Consider the following 15,362-nt stretch of genomic DNA (forward strand, 5'->3'; position numbering starts at 1 on the left):
GGGCGACATCGATCCCGCCGACGCCGAGTTCGGCGGCAGCGACTACAGCGAGGCTCGGCTCGACGCCGGGCCCTCGCCGGTCGACCTGGCCGAAATGGCGCTGGTGGAGGCCGAACTCGACAAGCGTTGGCCCGAGACCAAGATCGAACCGTCGCTCACCCGCATCGCCACCCTGATGGACCTGCTGGGCAACCCGCAGCACAACTATCCGGCGATCCACATCGCGGGCACCAACGGCAAGACCTCGGTGACCCGGATGATCGACGCCCTGCTCACCGCCCTGCACCGGCGCACCGGCCGGATCACCAGCCCGCACCTGCAGCTGGCGACCGAGCGGATCAGCATCGACAACGCGCCGATCAGCCCGGCCGACTACGTCGCGACCTATCACGAACTCGCGCCCTACATCGGCATGATCGACCAGCGTTCCGCCGAGTCCGACGGCCCGGCCATGAGCAAGTTCGAGGTGCTCACCGCCATGGCCTACGCGGCCTTCGCCGAGGCGCCGGTCGATGTGGCCGTGGTCGAGACCGGCATGGGCGGCACCTGGGACGCCACCAATGTCATCCACGCGCAGGTCGCGGTGATCACCCCGATCGGCCTCGACCACACCGACTACCTCGGCCCGGATCTCGAGTCCATCGCCAAGGAGAAGGCCGGGATCATCAAGCGCGCCCCCGAGGCGCTGATCCCCACCGACACCGTCGCGGTGATCGCCGAGCAGGAGCCCGAGGTGATGGACGTGCTGTTGCGCCGCGCCGTCGCCGAGGACGCCGCGGTGGCGCGCGAGGGCGCGGAGTTCCGGGTGCTCGAGCGGGCCGTGGCCGTCGGCGGACAGCTGCTGACCCTGCAGGGTCTCGGCGGTGTCTACGACGAGATCTTCCTGCCGCTGCACGGCGAGCACCAGGCCCGCAACGCCTCGCTCGCGCTGGCCGCGGTGGAGGCGTTCTTCGGGGCGGGCGCGGATCGTCAGCTCGACATCGACGCCGTGCGCGCGGGTTTCGCGACGGTGGCCAGTCCCGGACGGATGGAACGGATGCGCAACGCGCCGACGATCTTCGTCGACGCCGCCCACAATCCGGCCGGTGCGCAGGCCCTGGCCACGACGCTGACCAGCGAGTTCGACTTCCGCAAGCTGGTCGGGGTGGTCGCGGTGCTGGCCGACAAGGACGCGGCGGGCATCCTCGACGCACTCGAACCCGTCTTCGACGAGATCGTCGTGACCAGCAACGGCTCACCGCGCGGCATGGACGTCGACGCGCTGGCCGATCTGGCCGTGCAGCGCTTCGGCGACGAACGCGTGATCACCGCCGAGACTCTGCCCGACGCCCTGGAATCGGCGATCGCCCTGGCCGAACAGGCCGGGGACGAGGGTGACGTGATCTCCGGCGCCGGCGTGATCGTCACGGGCTCGGTCGTCACCGCGGGCGCGGCTCGCGCCCTGTTCGGAAAGGGACCGGCATGAGCGAAGTGCCACCGCCCGCCAACGATCCCTGGAAGGGGCTGCGCGGGGTCATGGCGGGGACGTTGATCCTCGAGGCGATCGTGGTGCTGCTGGCACTGCCGGTGGTCGCCGATGTCGGCGGCGGGGTCACCTGGCTGTCGGGCACCTACCTGGTCGTCCTGTCGCTGCTGATGATCCTGGGCGCGGGGTTGCAGCGCAAGCCGTGGGCGATCCAGTACAACCTGGGCCTGCAGGTGCTGCTGCTGGCCGGTGCGCTCATCCACCTGTCGATCGGTGTGATCGCGCTGGTGTTCATCGCGACGTGGGCGTTCATCCTGATCCTGCGCGCGGATGTGCAACGCCGCATGGACGCGGGTCTGCTCCCCAGCCAGCGCATGCAGTCCAGGTCCTGACGGTTGTCGGGTACGCCGGTCTGCTCCCCAGCCAGCGCATGCAGTCCAAGTCCTGACGGTTGTCGGGTTCCTCGGCCACCGGATCCACGCCGAGTCCCGACACCGGCAGGACCCGATCGGAGTGCGCGCGGGGCCGACGCTAGGGTTAGCCCGTGACTGAGCAGACGTTGGTACTCATCAAGCCGGACGGTGTCTCCCGGGGCCTCACCGGCGAGATCCTCGCGCGGATCGAGCGCAAGGGCCTCACCTTCCAGGCCCTGGAACTGAAGAACGTGTCCCCCGAACTCGCGGCCGAGCACTACGCCGAGCACGCCGAGCGGCCCTTCTTCGGCTCGCTGATCGAATTCATCACCTCCGGCCCGGTCGTGGCGGCCGTGCTCGAGGGCCCGCGCGCGATCGCGGCCTTCCGTCAGCTCGCCGGTGGCACCGACCCCGTCGAGAAGGCCACCCCCGGCACCATCCGCGGCGACTTCGGCCTCGAGGTCCAGTTCAACCTGGTCCACGGCTCCGACTCGCCCGAGTCCGCCAAGCGCGAGATCGCCCTCTGGTTCCCCGAGTACCCGGCCTGACCCTCGCGGTCGGCATCAGCAGCACAAGGAAGTAGCACACCCGGTCAGGCGGTATCCCATGCCGCCCGGCCGGGTCGCCTTCGTTCGCCGACGAGGCCGCGCATTCGGCGGTCGCGAACGGGGCGGAGTTCGCGTGAGTTGCGCCGATGGCGATCCCCGCGCGAACCGTATGGGATACTGAGGACGGATGTGTTCGACGCCGACCTGTCGCGCAGGTACGTGACGCGGCGGCGGACATGACCGGATGACACCGCGGTTGATGCCGATCATCGCTGCCACGGAACAACCCTGTTGCTGGGGTTGCCCGCGCAGGCACGCTGGATGAGCGCTCGAAAGCGCGGTGCCACGCCGTACAGCCAGGCGCCGCGTGACCGGTTGGCCCGCCAGATGATCGATACCAGGCGCGACCGGACACGCGGGGCGAGACCAGATGACCCTCGTACCATCGGGTACGAGGTGCACGGACGATGCCCCCGCGTCGGCCGCGTCACTCCCGTACCGGGGATGGACGCGCCCGGGGGCCCGAGGAGACTTCGTGGCCGAAAAAGAGCCGCTGGACACAACACAACAGGATGCCGATCAATTGCCGGAGCGAATTCGAGTTCATGCACTGGCCAAGCGGTTGGGAGTGACCAGCAAACGCATCCTGGCCAAACTGGCCGAGTTGGGCGCCGAGGCGCGCAGCGTGCAGTCCAATGTCGACCGCGCCGTCGCCGAGACGGTGCGCGACGCGATCGCCGCCGCCGACGCCGAAACCGGTGACGCCGCCGAACCCGCGGCACCCGCCCCCGCGACGCGCGCGAAGAAGCGCGCCGCAGCCACCCCCGTCGCCGAGCAGCCGGCCGACTCCACCGCTTCCCTGTTCTCCGCCCCGCATGTCGCGAGCACCGGTGAGGTGTTCGCCGCGATGGCCGACGACGCCCACACCGACCTGTTCACCCATCGGGTGGTGGAGACCCCGGCGCCCGAGCCGGTGACCTTCGAGGCGCCCGCCTCGGTGGGCATGCCGCTGTTCCTGCCGCCCGACGCCACCGCCGCCGAGGAGACGCGCAAGCGTCGTCGCGCCGAGCGGGTCGTCGTGCGCGAGGAGCCGGTGGCCGAGCCGGTCGAGGAGCTCGAGGCCGAGGTCGAGCCGACCGAGGACGAGTCCGCCGCCGAGGATTCCGCCGGTGACAACGACGCCGACGGCCAGCCGCGCCGCCGCCGTCGCGGTCGTCGCGGTCGTGGTCGCGGTCGGGGCGAGCAGTCCGCCGACGGCGAGGACACCGACTCCGACGACGACGAGACCGACGAGGCCGAGCAGCAGGCCGAGACGAGCGCCGACGAGACCGAGCCGACCGCCGCCGAGGCCGAGGACTCCGACGAGGACGACGACGCGAACGCCGACGGCACCAGCCGTCGCCGCCGTCGCCGTCGCCGTCGCAAGGTGGGCGGCGAGTCCGCCGACGCCGACGCGGTCACCGAGGACGACCCGCCCAACACCGTCGTGCACGAGCGCGAGCCCCGCAACAAGCGGCGCGAGCGGGCCGGCGCGGCGGCCAACCCCGACGAGGTGCAGGGCATCTCCGGGTCCACCCGCCTCGAGGCCAAGCGTCAGCGCCGTCGCGACGGTCGCGAGGCCGGGCGTCGTCGTCCGCCGATCCTGACCGAGTCGGAGTTCCTGGCCCGTCGCGAGGCGGTCGACCGGGTGATGGTCGTGCGCGAGAAGGCGTTCGACCCGGCCGAACACGCCCCGGGCCACCAGACCACCACGCAGGTGGCGGTGCTCGAGGACAACATCCTCGTCGAACACTTCGTGACCAGTTCCGGTCAGGCGTCGATGGTGGGCAACGTCTACCTCGGCAAGGTGCAGAACGTGCTGCCCAGCATGGAGGCGGCGTTCATCGACATCGGCCGCGGCCGCAACGGCGTGCTCTACGCCGGTGAGGTGAACTGGGAGGCCGCCGGTCTCGGCGGTCGCGAGCGCAAGATCGAACAGGCGCTCAAGCCCGGCGACACGGTGCTGGTGCAGGTGTCCAAGGACCCGGTGGGTCACAAGGGCGCCCGCCTGACCACCCAGATCTCCCTGGCCGGTCGCTTCCTGGTGTACGTGCCGGGCGGCACCTCCACCGGGATCAGCCGCAAGCTGCCCGACACCGAGCGCAAGCGGCTCAAGGAGATCCTGCGCGAGATCGTTCCGGCCGACGCCGGGGTGATCATCAGGACCGCGTCCGAAGGGGTCAGCGAGCCCGAGCTGGCGCGCGACGTCGAACGGTTGCAGGCCGCCTGGCGCACCATCGAAGAGGCCGCCGCCAAGGAGACCAACGCGCCCAAGGCCCTCTACGAAGAGCCGGACATGCTGGTCAAGGTCATCCGCGACCTGTTCAACGAGGACTTCGCCAAGCTCGTCATCGAGGGCGAGCGCGCGTGGAGCACCGTGGAGACCTACGTCCGCACCGTCGCGCCCGACCTGCTGCCGCGCGTGCACCGGCACGAGAACAACAGCGTCGACGTGTTCGACGCGTACCGCATCGACGAGCAGCTGGCCAAGGCTCTCGATCGCAAGGTGTGGCTGCCCTCGGGCGGCACCCTGGTGATCGACCGCACCGAGGCCATGACCGTCGTCGACGTCAACACCGGCAAGTTCACCGGCTCGGGCTCGTCGAACCTCGAGGAGACCGTCACCAAGAACAACTTGGAGGCGGCCGAGGAGATCGTGCGCCAGATGCGGCTGCGCGATATCGGCGGCATGATCGTGGTCGACTTCATCGACATGGTCCTCGAGTCCAACCGGGACCTGGTGCTGCGTCGCCTCACCGAGGCGCTCGGGCGCGACCGCACCCGCCATCAGGTGTCGGAAGTCACCTCGCTGGGCCTGGTCCAGATGACCCGCAAGAAGCTGGGCACCGGGCTGGTCGAGGCGTTCTCCACCACCTGTGAGCACTGCCACGGTCGCGGCATCCTCGTGCACTCCTACCCGGTCGATTCCGGGTCGGGCGTGGAGGAACCGCGCTCGAAGGAGAGCGGTTCGCGTCGTCGTCGCGGCAAGGAGCGGGACAAGCCCGCCGCCGCGCCCGCGTCCAACGGCACCGCCCCGGTCGTCGAGCACGCCGAGGAGGACATCGCGGTCAAGCGGGCCCACCCGGTGGTGTTGGCGATGACCGGGCACCACGAGGACGAGGCGAGCGAGGCGGAGGTCGTGGCCGAGGCGCCCGCCGAGCCGACCCGGTCGCGGTCGCGTTCGCGGTCGCGTCGGTCGGGTCGTGGTTCCGCGGCCGCCAACGCCGAGTCCGGGACCGAGGCCCCGCTGACCGGGGTCATCGCCGCGGAGTCCGAGCAGACCGCCCCGGTCGAGGAGGCTCCGGTCGCCGAGGCTCCGGTGCTCGAGGTTCCGGTTGTCGAGGAGGAGGCCGTCGAGACGGTCGAGACCCCGGCCGCCGTGGTCGAGCCCCCCGTGGCCCAGCCCGAACCGGCTCCGGTCGTCGAGGAGCCCGCGCCCCGGGCCCCCCGCAGGCGCCGTGTGGCTCGTTCGACGGCCGCACCCGCACCCGACAGCGCGGGAGCCGTGTTCGTGCTCTCGGCGAACGAGCAGCCACCGGCGTCGGTGGTCGTGGATATCGCCGCCGAACCCGTGGTCGTCCCGGAACGCAAGCCGCGCCGTCGCGCGGTGGCCCGTCCCGCCGGCGCGCCCGCGGATTCGGGCCAGTAGCTCGATGTTCGCCCCCCAATCCGGTCCTGACCGGCCGAATTGGGGGAGTGGATACCGTTCTGGTAACCTAGGTCGGTCGCTGCCCAGTGATTGAGCATCCGGCCGTTACTGGCTGGGTGATACCGCAGGCAGCAAACGTTCTTCCCCCGCTCGTGCGGGGATGAGCCCAGAAATAACACGTCGCAGCTGCGGCGTGGACATGTGCAGGACCGATGTGAGTGGAGGAAGCCGACCGATGGCAGCGTACGCAATCGTCAAGACCGGCGGAAAGCAGTACAAGGTCGCGGTCGGTGACCTGGTGAAGGTCGAGAAGATCGAGGGCAAGCCGGGCACCGCCGTGGCACTGACCCCGGTTCTCGTCGTTGACGGCGCCGATCTGACCACCGACGCCGACAAGCTGGCCAAGATCTCCGTGGCCGCCGAGGTTGTCGATCAGACCAAGGGTCCCAAGATCCGGATCCACAAGTTCAAGAACAAGACCGGCTACCACAAGCGCCAGGGTCACCGTCAGCCGCTGACGGTCATCAAGGTCACCGGCATCAAGTAAGAATTTTCCCGAGGAGACGAAGCAATGGCACATAAGAAGGGCGCATCCAGCTCCCGGAACGGCCGCGATTCGAACGCACAGCGCCTCGGCGTGAAGCGTTTCGGCGGCCAGCAGGTCAGCGCGGGCGAGATCCTGGTCCGTCAGCGTGGCACCCACTTCCACCCGGGCGTGAACGTCGGCCGTGGCGGCGACGACACCCTGTTCGCCCTCGAGTCGGGCGCGGTCGAGTTCGGCACCAAGCGTGGCCGCAAGACCGTCAACATCGTCGTTGCGGAGCCGGTCCAGGCCTGACCGCCTGGAGCGTTGCTCCCCACAGACACCTTCAGCGGGTCAGGGTTGATTCCCTGACCCGCTTTTGCGTGCACTAGGAGGATGATCAATCCATGTCCAAATTCATCGACCGCGTCGTGCTGCATGTTCGTGCCGGTAGAGGTGGACACGGTTGCGCCTCGGTGCATCGTGAGAAATTCAAGCCGCTCGGCGGCCCCGACGGCGGCAACGGCGGCAACGGCGGTGACGTGATCCTCGAGGTCGACGCCAACGTCCACACGCTGCTCGATTTCCACTTCCACCCCAACGCCAAGGCGGGCAACGGCAAGCCGGGCGAGGGCAGCAACCGCGAGGGCAAGAACGGCGGCGATCTGGTGCTGGCCGTGCCCGACGGCACCGTGGTCGTCGACGGTGACGGCAAGGTCGTGGTCGACCTGGTCGGCATCGGCAACCGGTTCATCATCGCCCGTGGTGGTCGTGGTGGTCTGGGCAATGCCTCGCTGGCCTCGAAGGCGCGTAAGGCGCCCGGTTTCGCGCTGCTCGGTGAAGAGGGCGAGGAGATCGATGTCGTCCTGGAGCTGAAGTCGGTCGCCGATGTGGGTCTGGTCGGGTTCCCCTCGGCCGGTAAGTCGTCGCTGGTCTCGGTGCTGTCCGCGGCGAAGCCGAAGATCGCCGACTACCCTTTCACCACCCTGGTGCCCAACCTCGGTGTGGTGCTCTCCGGTGACACCACCTTCACCGTCGCCGACGTGCCCGGCCTGATCCCCGGCGCCAGCCAGGGTCGCGGTCTGGGCCTGGACTTTCTGCGCCATCTGGAACGCTGCGCGGTGCTCGCCCATGTCGTCGACTGCGCGACTCTCGAGCCCGGTCGCGATCCGGTCTCCGATGTCGACGCGCTGGAAGCCGAACTCGCCGCCTACAAGCCTGCCCTGTCCGGTGACGAGGGCCTCGGCGATCTGGCCGACCGGCCGCGCGTGGTGATCCTCAACAAGATCGACGTGCCCGACGGCGCCGAACTCGCCGAGATGGTGTCGGCGGAGTTCGCCGAACGCGGGTGGCCGGTGTTCGAGATCTCCGCGGTCAGCCGCGCCGGTCTGCGCCCGCTCACCTTCGCGCTGGCCGACATGGTGCGCCAGTACCGCGAGGCCCACCCCAAGGCCGCGCCCAAGCGCACCATCATCCGCCCGATCGCGACCGACGAGACCGGTTTCAGCGTCATCGCCGATCCCGAGGAGGCCGGTGGTTTCATCGTGCGCGGCACCCGCCCCGAGCGGTGGATTCGCCAGACCGACTTCAACAACGACGAGGCCGTGGGCTACCTGGCCGACCGTCTGGCCCGCCTCGGTGTCGAAGCCGAACTGGTCAAGCAGGGTGCCCAGCCGGGCTGCCCGGTCACCATCGCCGGGGTCACCTTCGAGTGGGAACCGCAGATCTCGGCCGGTGTCGACATGCAGCCGACCGGTCGCGGCACCGACCTGCGGCTCGAGACCAACGAACGCGTCGGTGCGGCCGAGCGCAAGCTGGCCTCGCAGGCGCGGCGTGGTCTGCTCGACGAGAACGGCGAGCGAAAAGACTGAAAGGTGTTCCCGCCCGGCGTAATTCGCTGTCGGGCAGGACAGGTCGATCGGCATACTGCGGTAGGTGACCGGGTGCACCGGGCCGTCGAGTGTCGATCGCAGGGAGTTAGGCGATGCAGGTGGAGCTGAGTCAGGGGCGCGCGGCGATCGTGTCGGCGCGCACGGTCGTGGTGAAGATCGGGTCGTCGGCGTTGACCAGCCTCGAAGGCGGGCTCGACACCGATCGACTCGATCTGCTGGCGGACGCGGTCGAGGCACGGATGCGCGCGGGTTCGGATGTGGTGGTGGTGTCCTCGGGCGCGATCGGCGCCGGGCTCGCCCCGCTCGGGCTCTCGAAGCGGCCCAAGGACCTGGCGACCAAGCAGGCCGCGGCCAGCGTCGGCCAGCTCGCCCTCGCCCACGCCTGGGGCACCTCGTTCGCCCGCTACGACCGCACCGTCGGCCAGATCCTGCTCTCCGCCGACGATTTCGCGCGCCGCGAGCACCACCGCAACGCCCAGCGCACCCTCGATCGACTACGGTCGCTCGGCGCGATCGCGGTCGTGAACGAGAACGACACCGTCGCCACCGAGGAGATCCGCTTCGGCGACAACGACCGCCTCGCCGCCCTGGTCGCACACCTCGTCGGCGCCGACGCCCTGATCCTGCTCTCCGACGTCGCCGGCCTCTACGACGGCGACCCGCGCAAGGGCGCCGCGAACTTCATCCCCGAGGTCCGCGGCAGCGCCGACCTCGACGGCGTCATCGCGGGCAGCGGCGGCGCGCTCGGCACCGGCGGCATGGCCTCCAAGCTCTCCGCCGCCCGCCTGGCCGCCGACGCGGGCATCCCCGTCCTGTTGGCCTCGGCCGCCGACGCCGCCTCGGCCCTCACCGACGGCACTGTCGGCACCGCCTTCGCCGCCCGCCCCGTACGCCTGTCCGGCCGCAAATTCTGGGTCCGCCACGCCGCCGACCCTCGCGGTGCGGTCCTGCTCGACGCGGGCGCCGTCGCCGCCGTCGCCCAACGCCACTCCCTGCTGGCCGCGGGCATCACCGGCATCCGCGGCCGCTTCTTCGGCGGCGACGTGGTCGACCTGATCAGCCCGTCCGACGAGGTGGTGGCTCGCGGCGTCATCGAATACGACAGCACCGAACTCACCACCATGCTGGGCCGTTCCACCACCGATCTCCCCGACACGATGCAACGCCCGGTCATCCACGCCGACGACCTCGTCAAGGTGTGAGTGGGGTTTCGGAGCGCTGACGCGGTCGCGGCGCCTGGGGTTCGAGGGCCGGTGGCTGAGGTTCGGTAGGCGGCCCCAGGAGGTGCTGGGGTTCGGTGGCCCAGGAGGTTGCGCAGGCTGTGTTTTTTGGAGCGCTGGCGCGCTCGAGGTCGCGGCCCCGAGGGGGCCACCGGTCAGCGCTCGAGACTCGCGCCTGCGGCGCATGCGCTTCGAGCGCTGACCGGCGACCCGGCCGCGATCGGCCACTGCGTGGCGAGATTGTTGACAGCCCCGGCTCCTGACGAGCAGGGAGTGGCCGTATGGCCGAACGAGTCTGGAGCGAGAAGGAGCTGGTCAGACGCGCGAACCGCCGTTTGTCCGTGCTGGGATGGTAGGAGGCCGGGCGGGTCGAGAGGGTACCGGGGTGAGCGCGCGCAAGCCCGCCAGCGCCTGCGAGGTCGGCGACGTACCCGTCAGCAGTGTGCGCTCGGACGCCGAGGGCCCGCAGGTGCCGCATTTCGCGGTGCCGTTGAGCACCCTCGGGGTGGAGTGCGGGGTGGCGTTCAGGGGGAGGGTGCTGATCAACCTGGTTCGGGGTCCTGGGTGTGCTGGGGTGGCAGGGGTGAGGTGGCATAAACGTGCAGGGAATCGTTGAAATGGATGATTTTTGCGGTTTTTGGGGGGCGGTCGCACGAAAATGACATCGCGTTGGTGGGGTGGTCGTTTGCGCGGCGGTACTCTCCGCTGGGTCGGAGAGTGTGGGTAAGTTTTCTTGTGGCCCAGGCTCGGTGGGCCGAAAGGGTGGATCCGCGACCCGGCCGCGACCGCGTTCGTCGGGGCGCGGCGGAGGGCCTTCTATGGTTGGGGGATGACGCCGGGCTGGTGGGTTTCCGCTGGTGGGGCGGGGGGTCGCGGTGATGGTGTGCCGACGCCGGGGACCGGGCCGGTGACGCCGGGTTGGCCGTCCGGGTCGGACATGTCGGGGACGCCGGGTGTCGGGAGTGGTTGTGGCGCTGGGGAATTGGGGGGCGCCGAGGAGGTGGGCTGTTCCGTGGAAGGTGCGGAGACCCCGGGCTGGTGAGTTCGGGGAGGCTGGGGTGCCGGTGGTTCCGAGGGCTCCGGCGAGGGTGGTGTCGTCGGCGCCTGAGTCGGTGGGGCGGGCGCCTCTGATGAAGGTGGCGCTGGCGCAGGAGTTTCCGGCTGTGAGGGTGGCGCGTGATTCTCATCCGGCGTCACAGGGGCGCTGGGCGCGGGCGCCGGAACATCACTAGTCGGCGGCGTACTGGGTGCTGGTGTGCTGCCCGGTGCCGGAATCTCGCTGGGCACAGGAACATCGCTGGTCGGCGGGGTGCCACCGGGTGCCGGGCTTTCGCTAGGGGCTGGTGCACTGCTCGGTCGCGGACTCTCGGTGGGCGCCGGAGCGTCGCCGGTCGGCGGGGTGCCGTTGGGTGCCGGAATCTCGCTGGGTGCAGGACTATTGGTGGGCGTCGGCAGTTCGCTGGGCGCTTGGCTCTGGGTGGGTGCAGGAGCGGGATTCCCGCTTGTTTCCGGGGTATCGCCGGGAGCGGGACTCCCGTTGGGTCCCGGGGTATCGCTGGGAGTCGGCGTTTCACTCGGCGATGGGGTGGTGCCGGGTGGGGCCGGTTCCTGGTTCTGCGGGATTCCCGGTGTGGCGGGGTCGGTGGGGATTCGCGAGGGTGGTCCGTCGGTCTGGGGTACGGAACTTCCCTGGGACTCCGGGTATTCGGGCGCGGTCGGCAGCGCGGGTACGCCGGTGCCTGCCAGTGCGTAGGCCGGCTTGTAGATCATGTTCATCGCCAGGACCGCTTCCTGGCGCATCGCCTCGGCCGCCATCTGCGCGTCGATCACCTGCGCGGCCTCGAGTACGCGCGCGATCGCCCCGATCGGTCCCGATCCGCCCGGCGCGACCACGGCCACCTTGACCGCTTCGCCCGCCGCGGCCACGGCGCCGAGGCGGGCGCCCACTTCGGCCAGCACGAGGGCGAGTTCGTCGATCGAGGCGGCGAAGCTGCGGGTGCTCGCGGCGGCGGCATCGGCGGTGGCGCCGGACCATTCGGCGTCGTTGATCAACCGGTCGGCGCCGGCTTTGGTGATCGGCATGGACGTGCTCAGGGTGGCGGCGGCGTCGAGCCAGGTGAGCGAGGCGCCGAGGACGGCGCCTGCGTCGATCTGCTGGGTGCGCGCGTAGATCTGTTCGTGCGGCATGGATTCGAAGTGTTCCATCGCACTGATGTAGGTGGGGTCGGTGCTCATCCACGCACCCGCGTGTCGATGGCGCGCAGGGCCGCGGCCGCGGCGGCGTCGGCCTCCTCGAACAGTCCCGCGCTGAGCAGGAACGCCTCCTTCATCCGGTAGGCCGCCTCGATGTAGCGGTCGAGCAGTTCGGCGGCGTCGCGCGCCTTGTGCGCGAACCCGGCCTGCAACTGTTGCGCCGAGACGAATCCGCCGAATCCCCCTGCCTCGGCGGCATTTTCGAGGTCGTGACGCAGGTTGGCGAGCTGCTCGGCCTGCTGTTCGTACAGGGCGGCGCATCGGCGTGCGGCGTCGGGATCGAAGGTCAGTGTGCCCGCCGCGGCGGCGCTGCGAAACCGGGAGATCTCGGCTCTACTGCTCTCGATAGTCATCGCGTCTCCCCTCCAGATGATGCGTGAATCCAGGTTAACCGGACCTTCGGCTGTGTGAACTGTGCGCGGGCACCAATCTGCGCTGCAGTTGGGCGGCGAGTTGCCCAGTCGAGGCGGGCACCACGTGCACGGTCTCGCCCGCCCGCAGCAGGTAGCGTCCGTCGTTGGCCACGTCGATCCAGCTGTAGTGCACCGGCGGATTCGGCACCGCGCGGTCGAGCCCGGTTTCGATGCGGATGTGGCCTTCGGCGGTGTGCGGGCGGCGGAGTAATCGCTGGATTCGCGGGACGGCCGGGTGGGTGGCGAGCACCGTTTCCTCGTCGCGCACCGCGTCGGTCGCCGCCTCGCGCGCGGGTTCGCGACCGGGCGGGGTGTCGGGCAGGCACGCGGTGACGCGGGCGCCGATCCCGGCGGTGTGTCCGATCGAAAGTCTTACTGTCCCACCGTAATCGGGTCGGTTGCCGGGTTCCTGGACCGCGAGGACCGCGTGGTCGTATACCGCGCACGCGATCAACCGGATCTCGCTGCCGGGGGTGTGGGCGCCGCCGACCAGCACGACCCTGGCGTGCGGTTCGGCGAGGATCCGCAGGCAGGCGGCGAGGTCAGGGTCGCCCCCGGGTAGTCGTCGGCTCAGTCCCGCGCGTAGTCGCGCCGCGTCCTGCTCGGTGGTCGGCGATTCGAGCACGCGCAGCGGAAACGGCATCCGGTCCTGACCCGATTCCCGCCAGACGTGCGCGAATTCGTCAGCGGTGAAGGTCCAACCCATTGCCGATCCCATCCTTACCGAACCAGGACGAGCACAGCCTAACCGCAGTGCCGGACTTCGGCCTACCCTTCCGGGGCAGGCAACTCTCAGTAACCGCGTTGCGGTTCCACGATCGCCGCCAGGTGCTCGCCCGCGACGAAGCGGCTCACATTGGCGCCGACGTGGTCGGCGAAGGCCGCCAACCGCAGCTGCGGCGGGTTCGAGTCGTGGGGGGTGATGATCGCGTTCGGCAGCGTCCACAGCGGGTGGCCGTCGGGTAGCGGTTCGGGATCGGTGACGTCGAGTCCGGCGCCACCGATGGTGCCGGCGGTGAGCGCGTCGACGAGCGCGTCGGTGTCGATCAGGCTGCCGCGCGCGATGTTGATCACCCACGACGACGGCTTGAGTCGGGCCAGTTCGTCCGCGCCGATCAGATGCCGGGTCTGCGCGGTGGCCGGTGCCGCGACCACCACGTGATCGGTGTGCGACCACACCCGCCCGAGTTGATCGGCGGGCACCGTCTCCACATCGGCCGGAATGCCCGCCCCGGCCACCTTGCGTCCCGACCGGTTCACCGCGATCACGTGCGCGCCGAGCGGCGCCACCATCGGGATCAGCGCCCGCCCGATCCCGCCCGCGCCGACGATCGTGACCGTCTTACCGCGTAGCGATCCCACATGCGGGAAGAACTCGCGCTGCTGCCATGAGGTCGCCCGCAGCTGCTCGGGCAGGTACCGCACCCCGGCGAGCAGCAGCATCAGCGCGTGTTCGGCGACGCTGTGCGAGAACGCGCCCGCGGCCGAGGTGAACTCCACGTCCGGGTGCGCGGCGAACACGCCCGCGGTGAAGAAGTCCTCGATGCCCGCGGCGGGCAACTGCACCCAGCGCACGGTCGAGGGCAGGGATTTCGGGAAGTCGCCGGGTTTGCCCAGCCAGATCAGCGCGTCGGCCTCCGCGAGCTCGCCGACCCGAGCGCCCGCCCCGACGACCGCTTTCTCGAGCAAGCGCGGCGCCGGCTGGTCCGGGGCGATCGCGATCGTGGTCGCGGATTCGGGCACGGAGACCTCCTGGGTAGATCGGCTGGCCGGTGCCGCCGCAGCGGCGTGTCTTCGGATGTCGGCACCATGTCAACGGTCCCGGACCCTCGATTCTTCCTGGTCGCGCTCGATCGTGTCGGCGCGCCCTCTGCCTCGGCGGTCGGTGTCAGCGTCGGGGGCGCGCGATCACCGTGCCGTAAGGGGTTGTGTCGCGGCACCGCATCGGCTGTGCGCGTTCAGGATTCGTCGAGGTCGACGGGCTCGTCGACACCGTGGCGGTCGGCCAGTTCGAGCAGGGGCGTGATGTCGAAGACGGCCTGGTCCATGTCGGCCTGCAGGTCACCGAGTTCGGCGTAGCGCGCGGGCACGGTGTCGATGGTGAAGTCGCGCGGGTCGATGTCGTCGATCTCGGTCCAGCGCACCGGCGTCGAGACCGTCGCCGCCGCGACGCCGCGCACCGAGTAGGCGGCGGCGATGGTGTGGTCGCGCGCGTTCTGGTTGTAGTCGACGAACAGCTGGGCCGGATCGCGATCCTTGCGCCACCACGCCGTGGTGACATCGGCGGGCGCGCGCCGCTCGACCTCCCGCGCGAAGGCCAGCGCGGCCCGTCGCACCTGCTGAAAGCCGTGTTCGGGCGCGATCCGCACATACACGTGCAGCCCGGAACCACCCGAGGTCTTGGGCCACCCGGTCGCCCCCAACTCGTCGAGCACCTCGTGCACGACCCCCGACACCCGCTGCACCCGCGACCACGGACAGTCCGGCATGGGATCGAGGTCGATGCGCCATTCATCGGGCGATTCGGTATCGGCGGCGCGGGAGTTCCATGGATGGAATTCCACCGTGGACATCTGGACAGCCCACACGATATCGGCGAGTTCGCGCACGCACAGTTCGTCGGCGTGGCGGCCGTAGCGCGGAAAGTACACGCGCACAGTCGAAATCCAGTCCGGCGCGCCCGCTGGCACCCGCTTCTGGTGCACTTTTCCACCCGGCAACCCTTTGGGAAACCGGTGCAGCATGCAGGGCCGATCGCGCAGCGCGTTGACGATCCCGTCCCCGACACTGAGGTAGTAGCGCACCAGGTCGAGCTTGGTCACGCCGAGCTCGGGGAAGTACACCCGGTCGGGGTTGCTGATCCGCACCGTGTGCTCACCCACCGGCAGTTCCACCGCTGGTGCCGCAGACTTGGCCACCCGACCCAGGGTAGACGAGCGGGCCCGTT

At 70.0% G+C, this 15,362-nt stretch carries 13 protein-coding genes; 8 read left to right on the forward strand and 5 right to left on the reverse strand.

The genetic code is table 11. The annotated features are described in order from the left end of the window. Positions 1 to 94: 94 nt before the first annotated feature. The 8 genes from folC to proB all read left to right on the forward strand — a co-directional run bounded on the left by folC (position 95) and on the right by proB (position 9,731). On the forward strand, positions 95 to 1,465 hold the full coding sequence (folC, locus tag ACFP3H_RS19315) for a bifunctional tetrahydrofolate synthase/dihydrofolate synthase (protein WP_378608412.1): 1,371 nt from the start codon (positions 95 to 97) through the stop codon (positions 1,463 to 1,465). Next, positions 1,462 to 1,857: a DUF4233 domain-containing protein gene (locus ACFP3H_RS19320; RefSeq protein WP_378608011.1), complete on the forward strand. Its 396-nt coding sequence runs from the start codon at positions 1,462 to 1,464 to the stop codon at positions 1,855 to 1,857. The genes folC and ACFP3H_RS19320 overlap by 4 nt, the downstream gene beginning before the upstream one ends. Before the next feature lie 152 nt (positions 1,858 to 2,009). Further along, complete coding sequence (gene ndk, locus ACFP3H_RS19325) at positions 2,010 to 2,426, forward strand: nucleoside-diphosphate kinase (RefSeq protein ID WP_378608013.1); 417 nt, start codon at positions 2,010 to 2,012, stop codon at positions 2,424 to 2,426. Between the two features lie 535 nt (positions 2,427 to 2,961). After that, positions 2,962 to 6,114, forward strand: a complete 3,153-nt coding sequence (locus ACFP3H_RS19330) for a translation initiation factor IF-2 N-terminal domain-containing protein (RefSeq protein ID WP_378608015.1) — start codon at positions 2,962 to 2,964, stop codon at positions 6,112 to 6,114. A gap of 235 nt (positions 6,115 to 6,349) precedes the next feature. After that, positions 6,350 to 6,661, forward strand: a complete 312-nt coding sequence (rplU, locus tag ACFP3H_RS19335; RefSeq protein ID WP_378608017.1) for a 50S ribosomal protein L21 — start codon at positions 6,350 to 6,352, stop codon at positions 6,659 to 6,661. 24 nt (positions 6,662 to 6,685) lie between these two features. Beyond that, a complete protein-coding gene (gene rpmA / locus ACFP3H_RS19340; RefSeq protein WP_378608019.1) occupies positions 6,686 to 6,952 on the forward strand; it encodes a 50S ribosomal protein L27 in 267 nt (88 codons plus the stop codon). A gap of 92 nt (positions 6,953 to 7,044) precedes the next feature. Next, positions 7,045 to 8,508 (forward strand): GTPase ObgE, encoded by a 1,464-nt coding sequence (obgE, locus tag ACFP3H_RS19345; protein WP_378608020.1) that lies wholly within the window; start codon positions 7,045 to 7,047, stop codon positions 8,506 to 8,508. Positions 8,509 to 8,621: 113 nt separating this feature from the next. Continuing rightward, the gene (gene proB, locus ACFP3H_RS19350; protein ID WP_378608022.1) at positions 8,622 to 9,731 is read left to right on the forward strand and encodes a glutamate 5-kinase; all 1,110 of its coding nucleotides are present in this window, start codon (positions 8,622 to 8,624) and stop codon (positions 9,729 to 9,731) included. A gap of 834 nt (positions 9,732 to 10,565) precedes the next feature. Here the strand turns inward: proB and ACFP3H_RS19355 are convergent. The 5 genes from ACFP3H_RS19355 to ligD form a co-directional block, all read right to left on the reverse strand. Then, positions 10,566 to 11,984: a hypothetical protein gene (locus tag ACFP3H_RS19355; RefSeq protein WP_378608024.1), complete on the reverse strand. Its 1,419-nt coding sequence runs from the start codon at positions 11,982 to 11,984 to the stop codon at positions 10,566 to 10,568. After that, positions 11,981 to 12,355 carry a hypothetical protein gene (locus ACFP3H_RS19360; RefSeq protein WP_378608026.1) on the reverse strand — a complete coding sequence of 125 codons (375 nt, stop codon included), beginning with the start codon at positions 12,353 to 12,355 and terminating at the stop codon, positions 11,981 to 11,983. The genes ACFP3H_RS19355 and ACFP3H_RS19360 overlap by 4 nt, the downstream gene beginning before the upstream one ends. Positions 12,356 to 12,389: 34 nt before the next feature. Next, on the reverse strand, positions 12,390 to 13,121 hold the full coding sequence (locus tag ACFP3H_RS19365; protein ID WP_378608028.1) for an ESX secretion-associated protein EspG: 732 nt from the start codon (positions 13,119 to 13,121) through the stop codon (positions 12,390 to 12,392). Between the two features lie 86 nt (positions 13,122 to 13,207). Beyond that, entirely contained in the window at positions 13,208 to 14,158 is a 951-nt protein-coding gene (locus ACFP3H_RS19370) for a D-isomer specific 2-hydroxyacid dehydrogenase family protein (protein ID WP_378608030.1), read from the reverse strand. 215 nt (positions 14,159 to 14,373) lie between these two features. Beyond that, entirely contained in the window at positions 14,374 to 15,342 is a 969-nt protein-coding gene (ligD, locus tag ACFP3H_RS19375) for a non-homologous end-joining DNA ligase (RefSeq protein ID WP_378608413.1), read from the reverse strand. Positions 15,343 to 15,362: the final 20 nt, after the last annotated feature.

It is taken from the genome of Nocardia lasii (genome assembly GCF_042658545.1).
GTDB classification, from domain to species: domain Bacteria; phylum Actinomycetota; class Actinomycetes; order Mycobacteriales; family Mycobacteriaceae; genus Nocardia; species Nocardia lasii.

Coding starts and splice junctions, on each gene's coding strand:
- ACFP3H_RS19320 (WP_378608011.1), top strand. CDS start 1,462: ATGAGCGAAGTGCCACCGCCCGCCAACGATCCCTGGAAGGGGCTGCGC.
- obgE (WP_378608020.1), top strand. CDS start 7,045: ATGTCCAAATTCATCGACCGCGTCGTGCTGCATGTTCGTGCCGGTAGA.
- folC (WP_378608412.1), top strand. CDS start 95: ATGGCGCTGGTGGAGGCCGAACTCGACAAGCGTTGGCCCGAGACCAAG.
- rplU (WP_378608017.1), top strand. CDS start 6,350: ATGGCAGCGTACGCAATCGTCAAGACCGGCGGAAAGCAGTACAAGGTC.
- ACFP3H_RS19355 (WP_378608024.1), bottom strand. CDS start 11,984: ATGAGCACCGACCCCACCTACATCAGTGCGATGGAACACTTCGAATCC.
- proB (WP_378608022.1), top strand. CDS start 8,622: ATGCAGGTGGAGCTGAGTCAGGGGCGCGCGGCGATCGTGTCGGCGCGC.
- ACFP3H_RS19365 (WP_378608028.1), bottom strand. CDS start 13,121: ATGGGTTGGACCTTCACCGCTGACGAATTCGCGCACGTCTGGCGGGAA.
- rpmA (WP_378608019.1), top strand. CDS start 6,686: ATGGCACATAAGAAGGGCGCATCCAGCTCCCGGAACGGCCGCGATTCG.
- ACFP3H_RS19360 (WP_378608026.1), bottom strand. CDS start 12,355: ATGACTATCGAGAGCAGTAGAGCCGAGATCTCCCGGTTTCGCAGCGCC.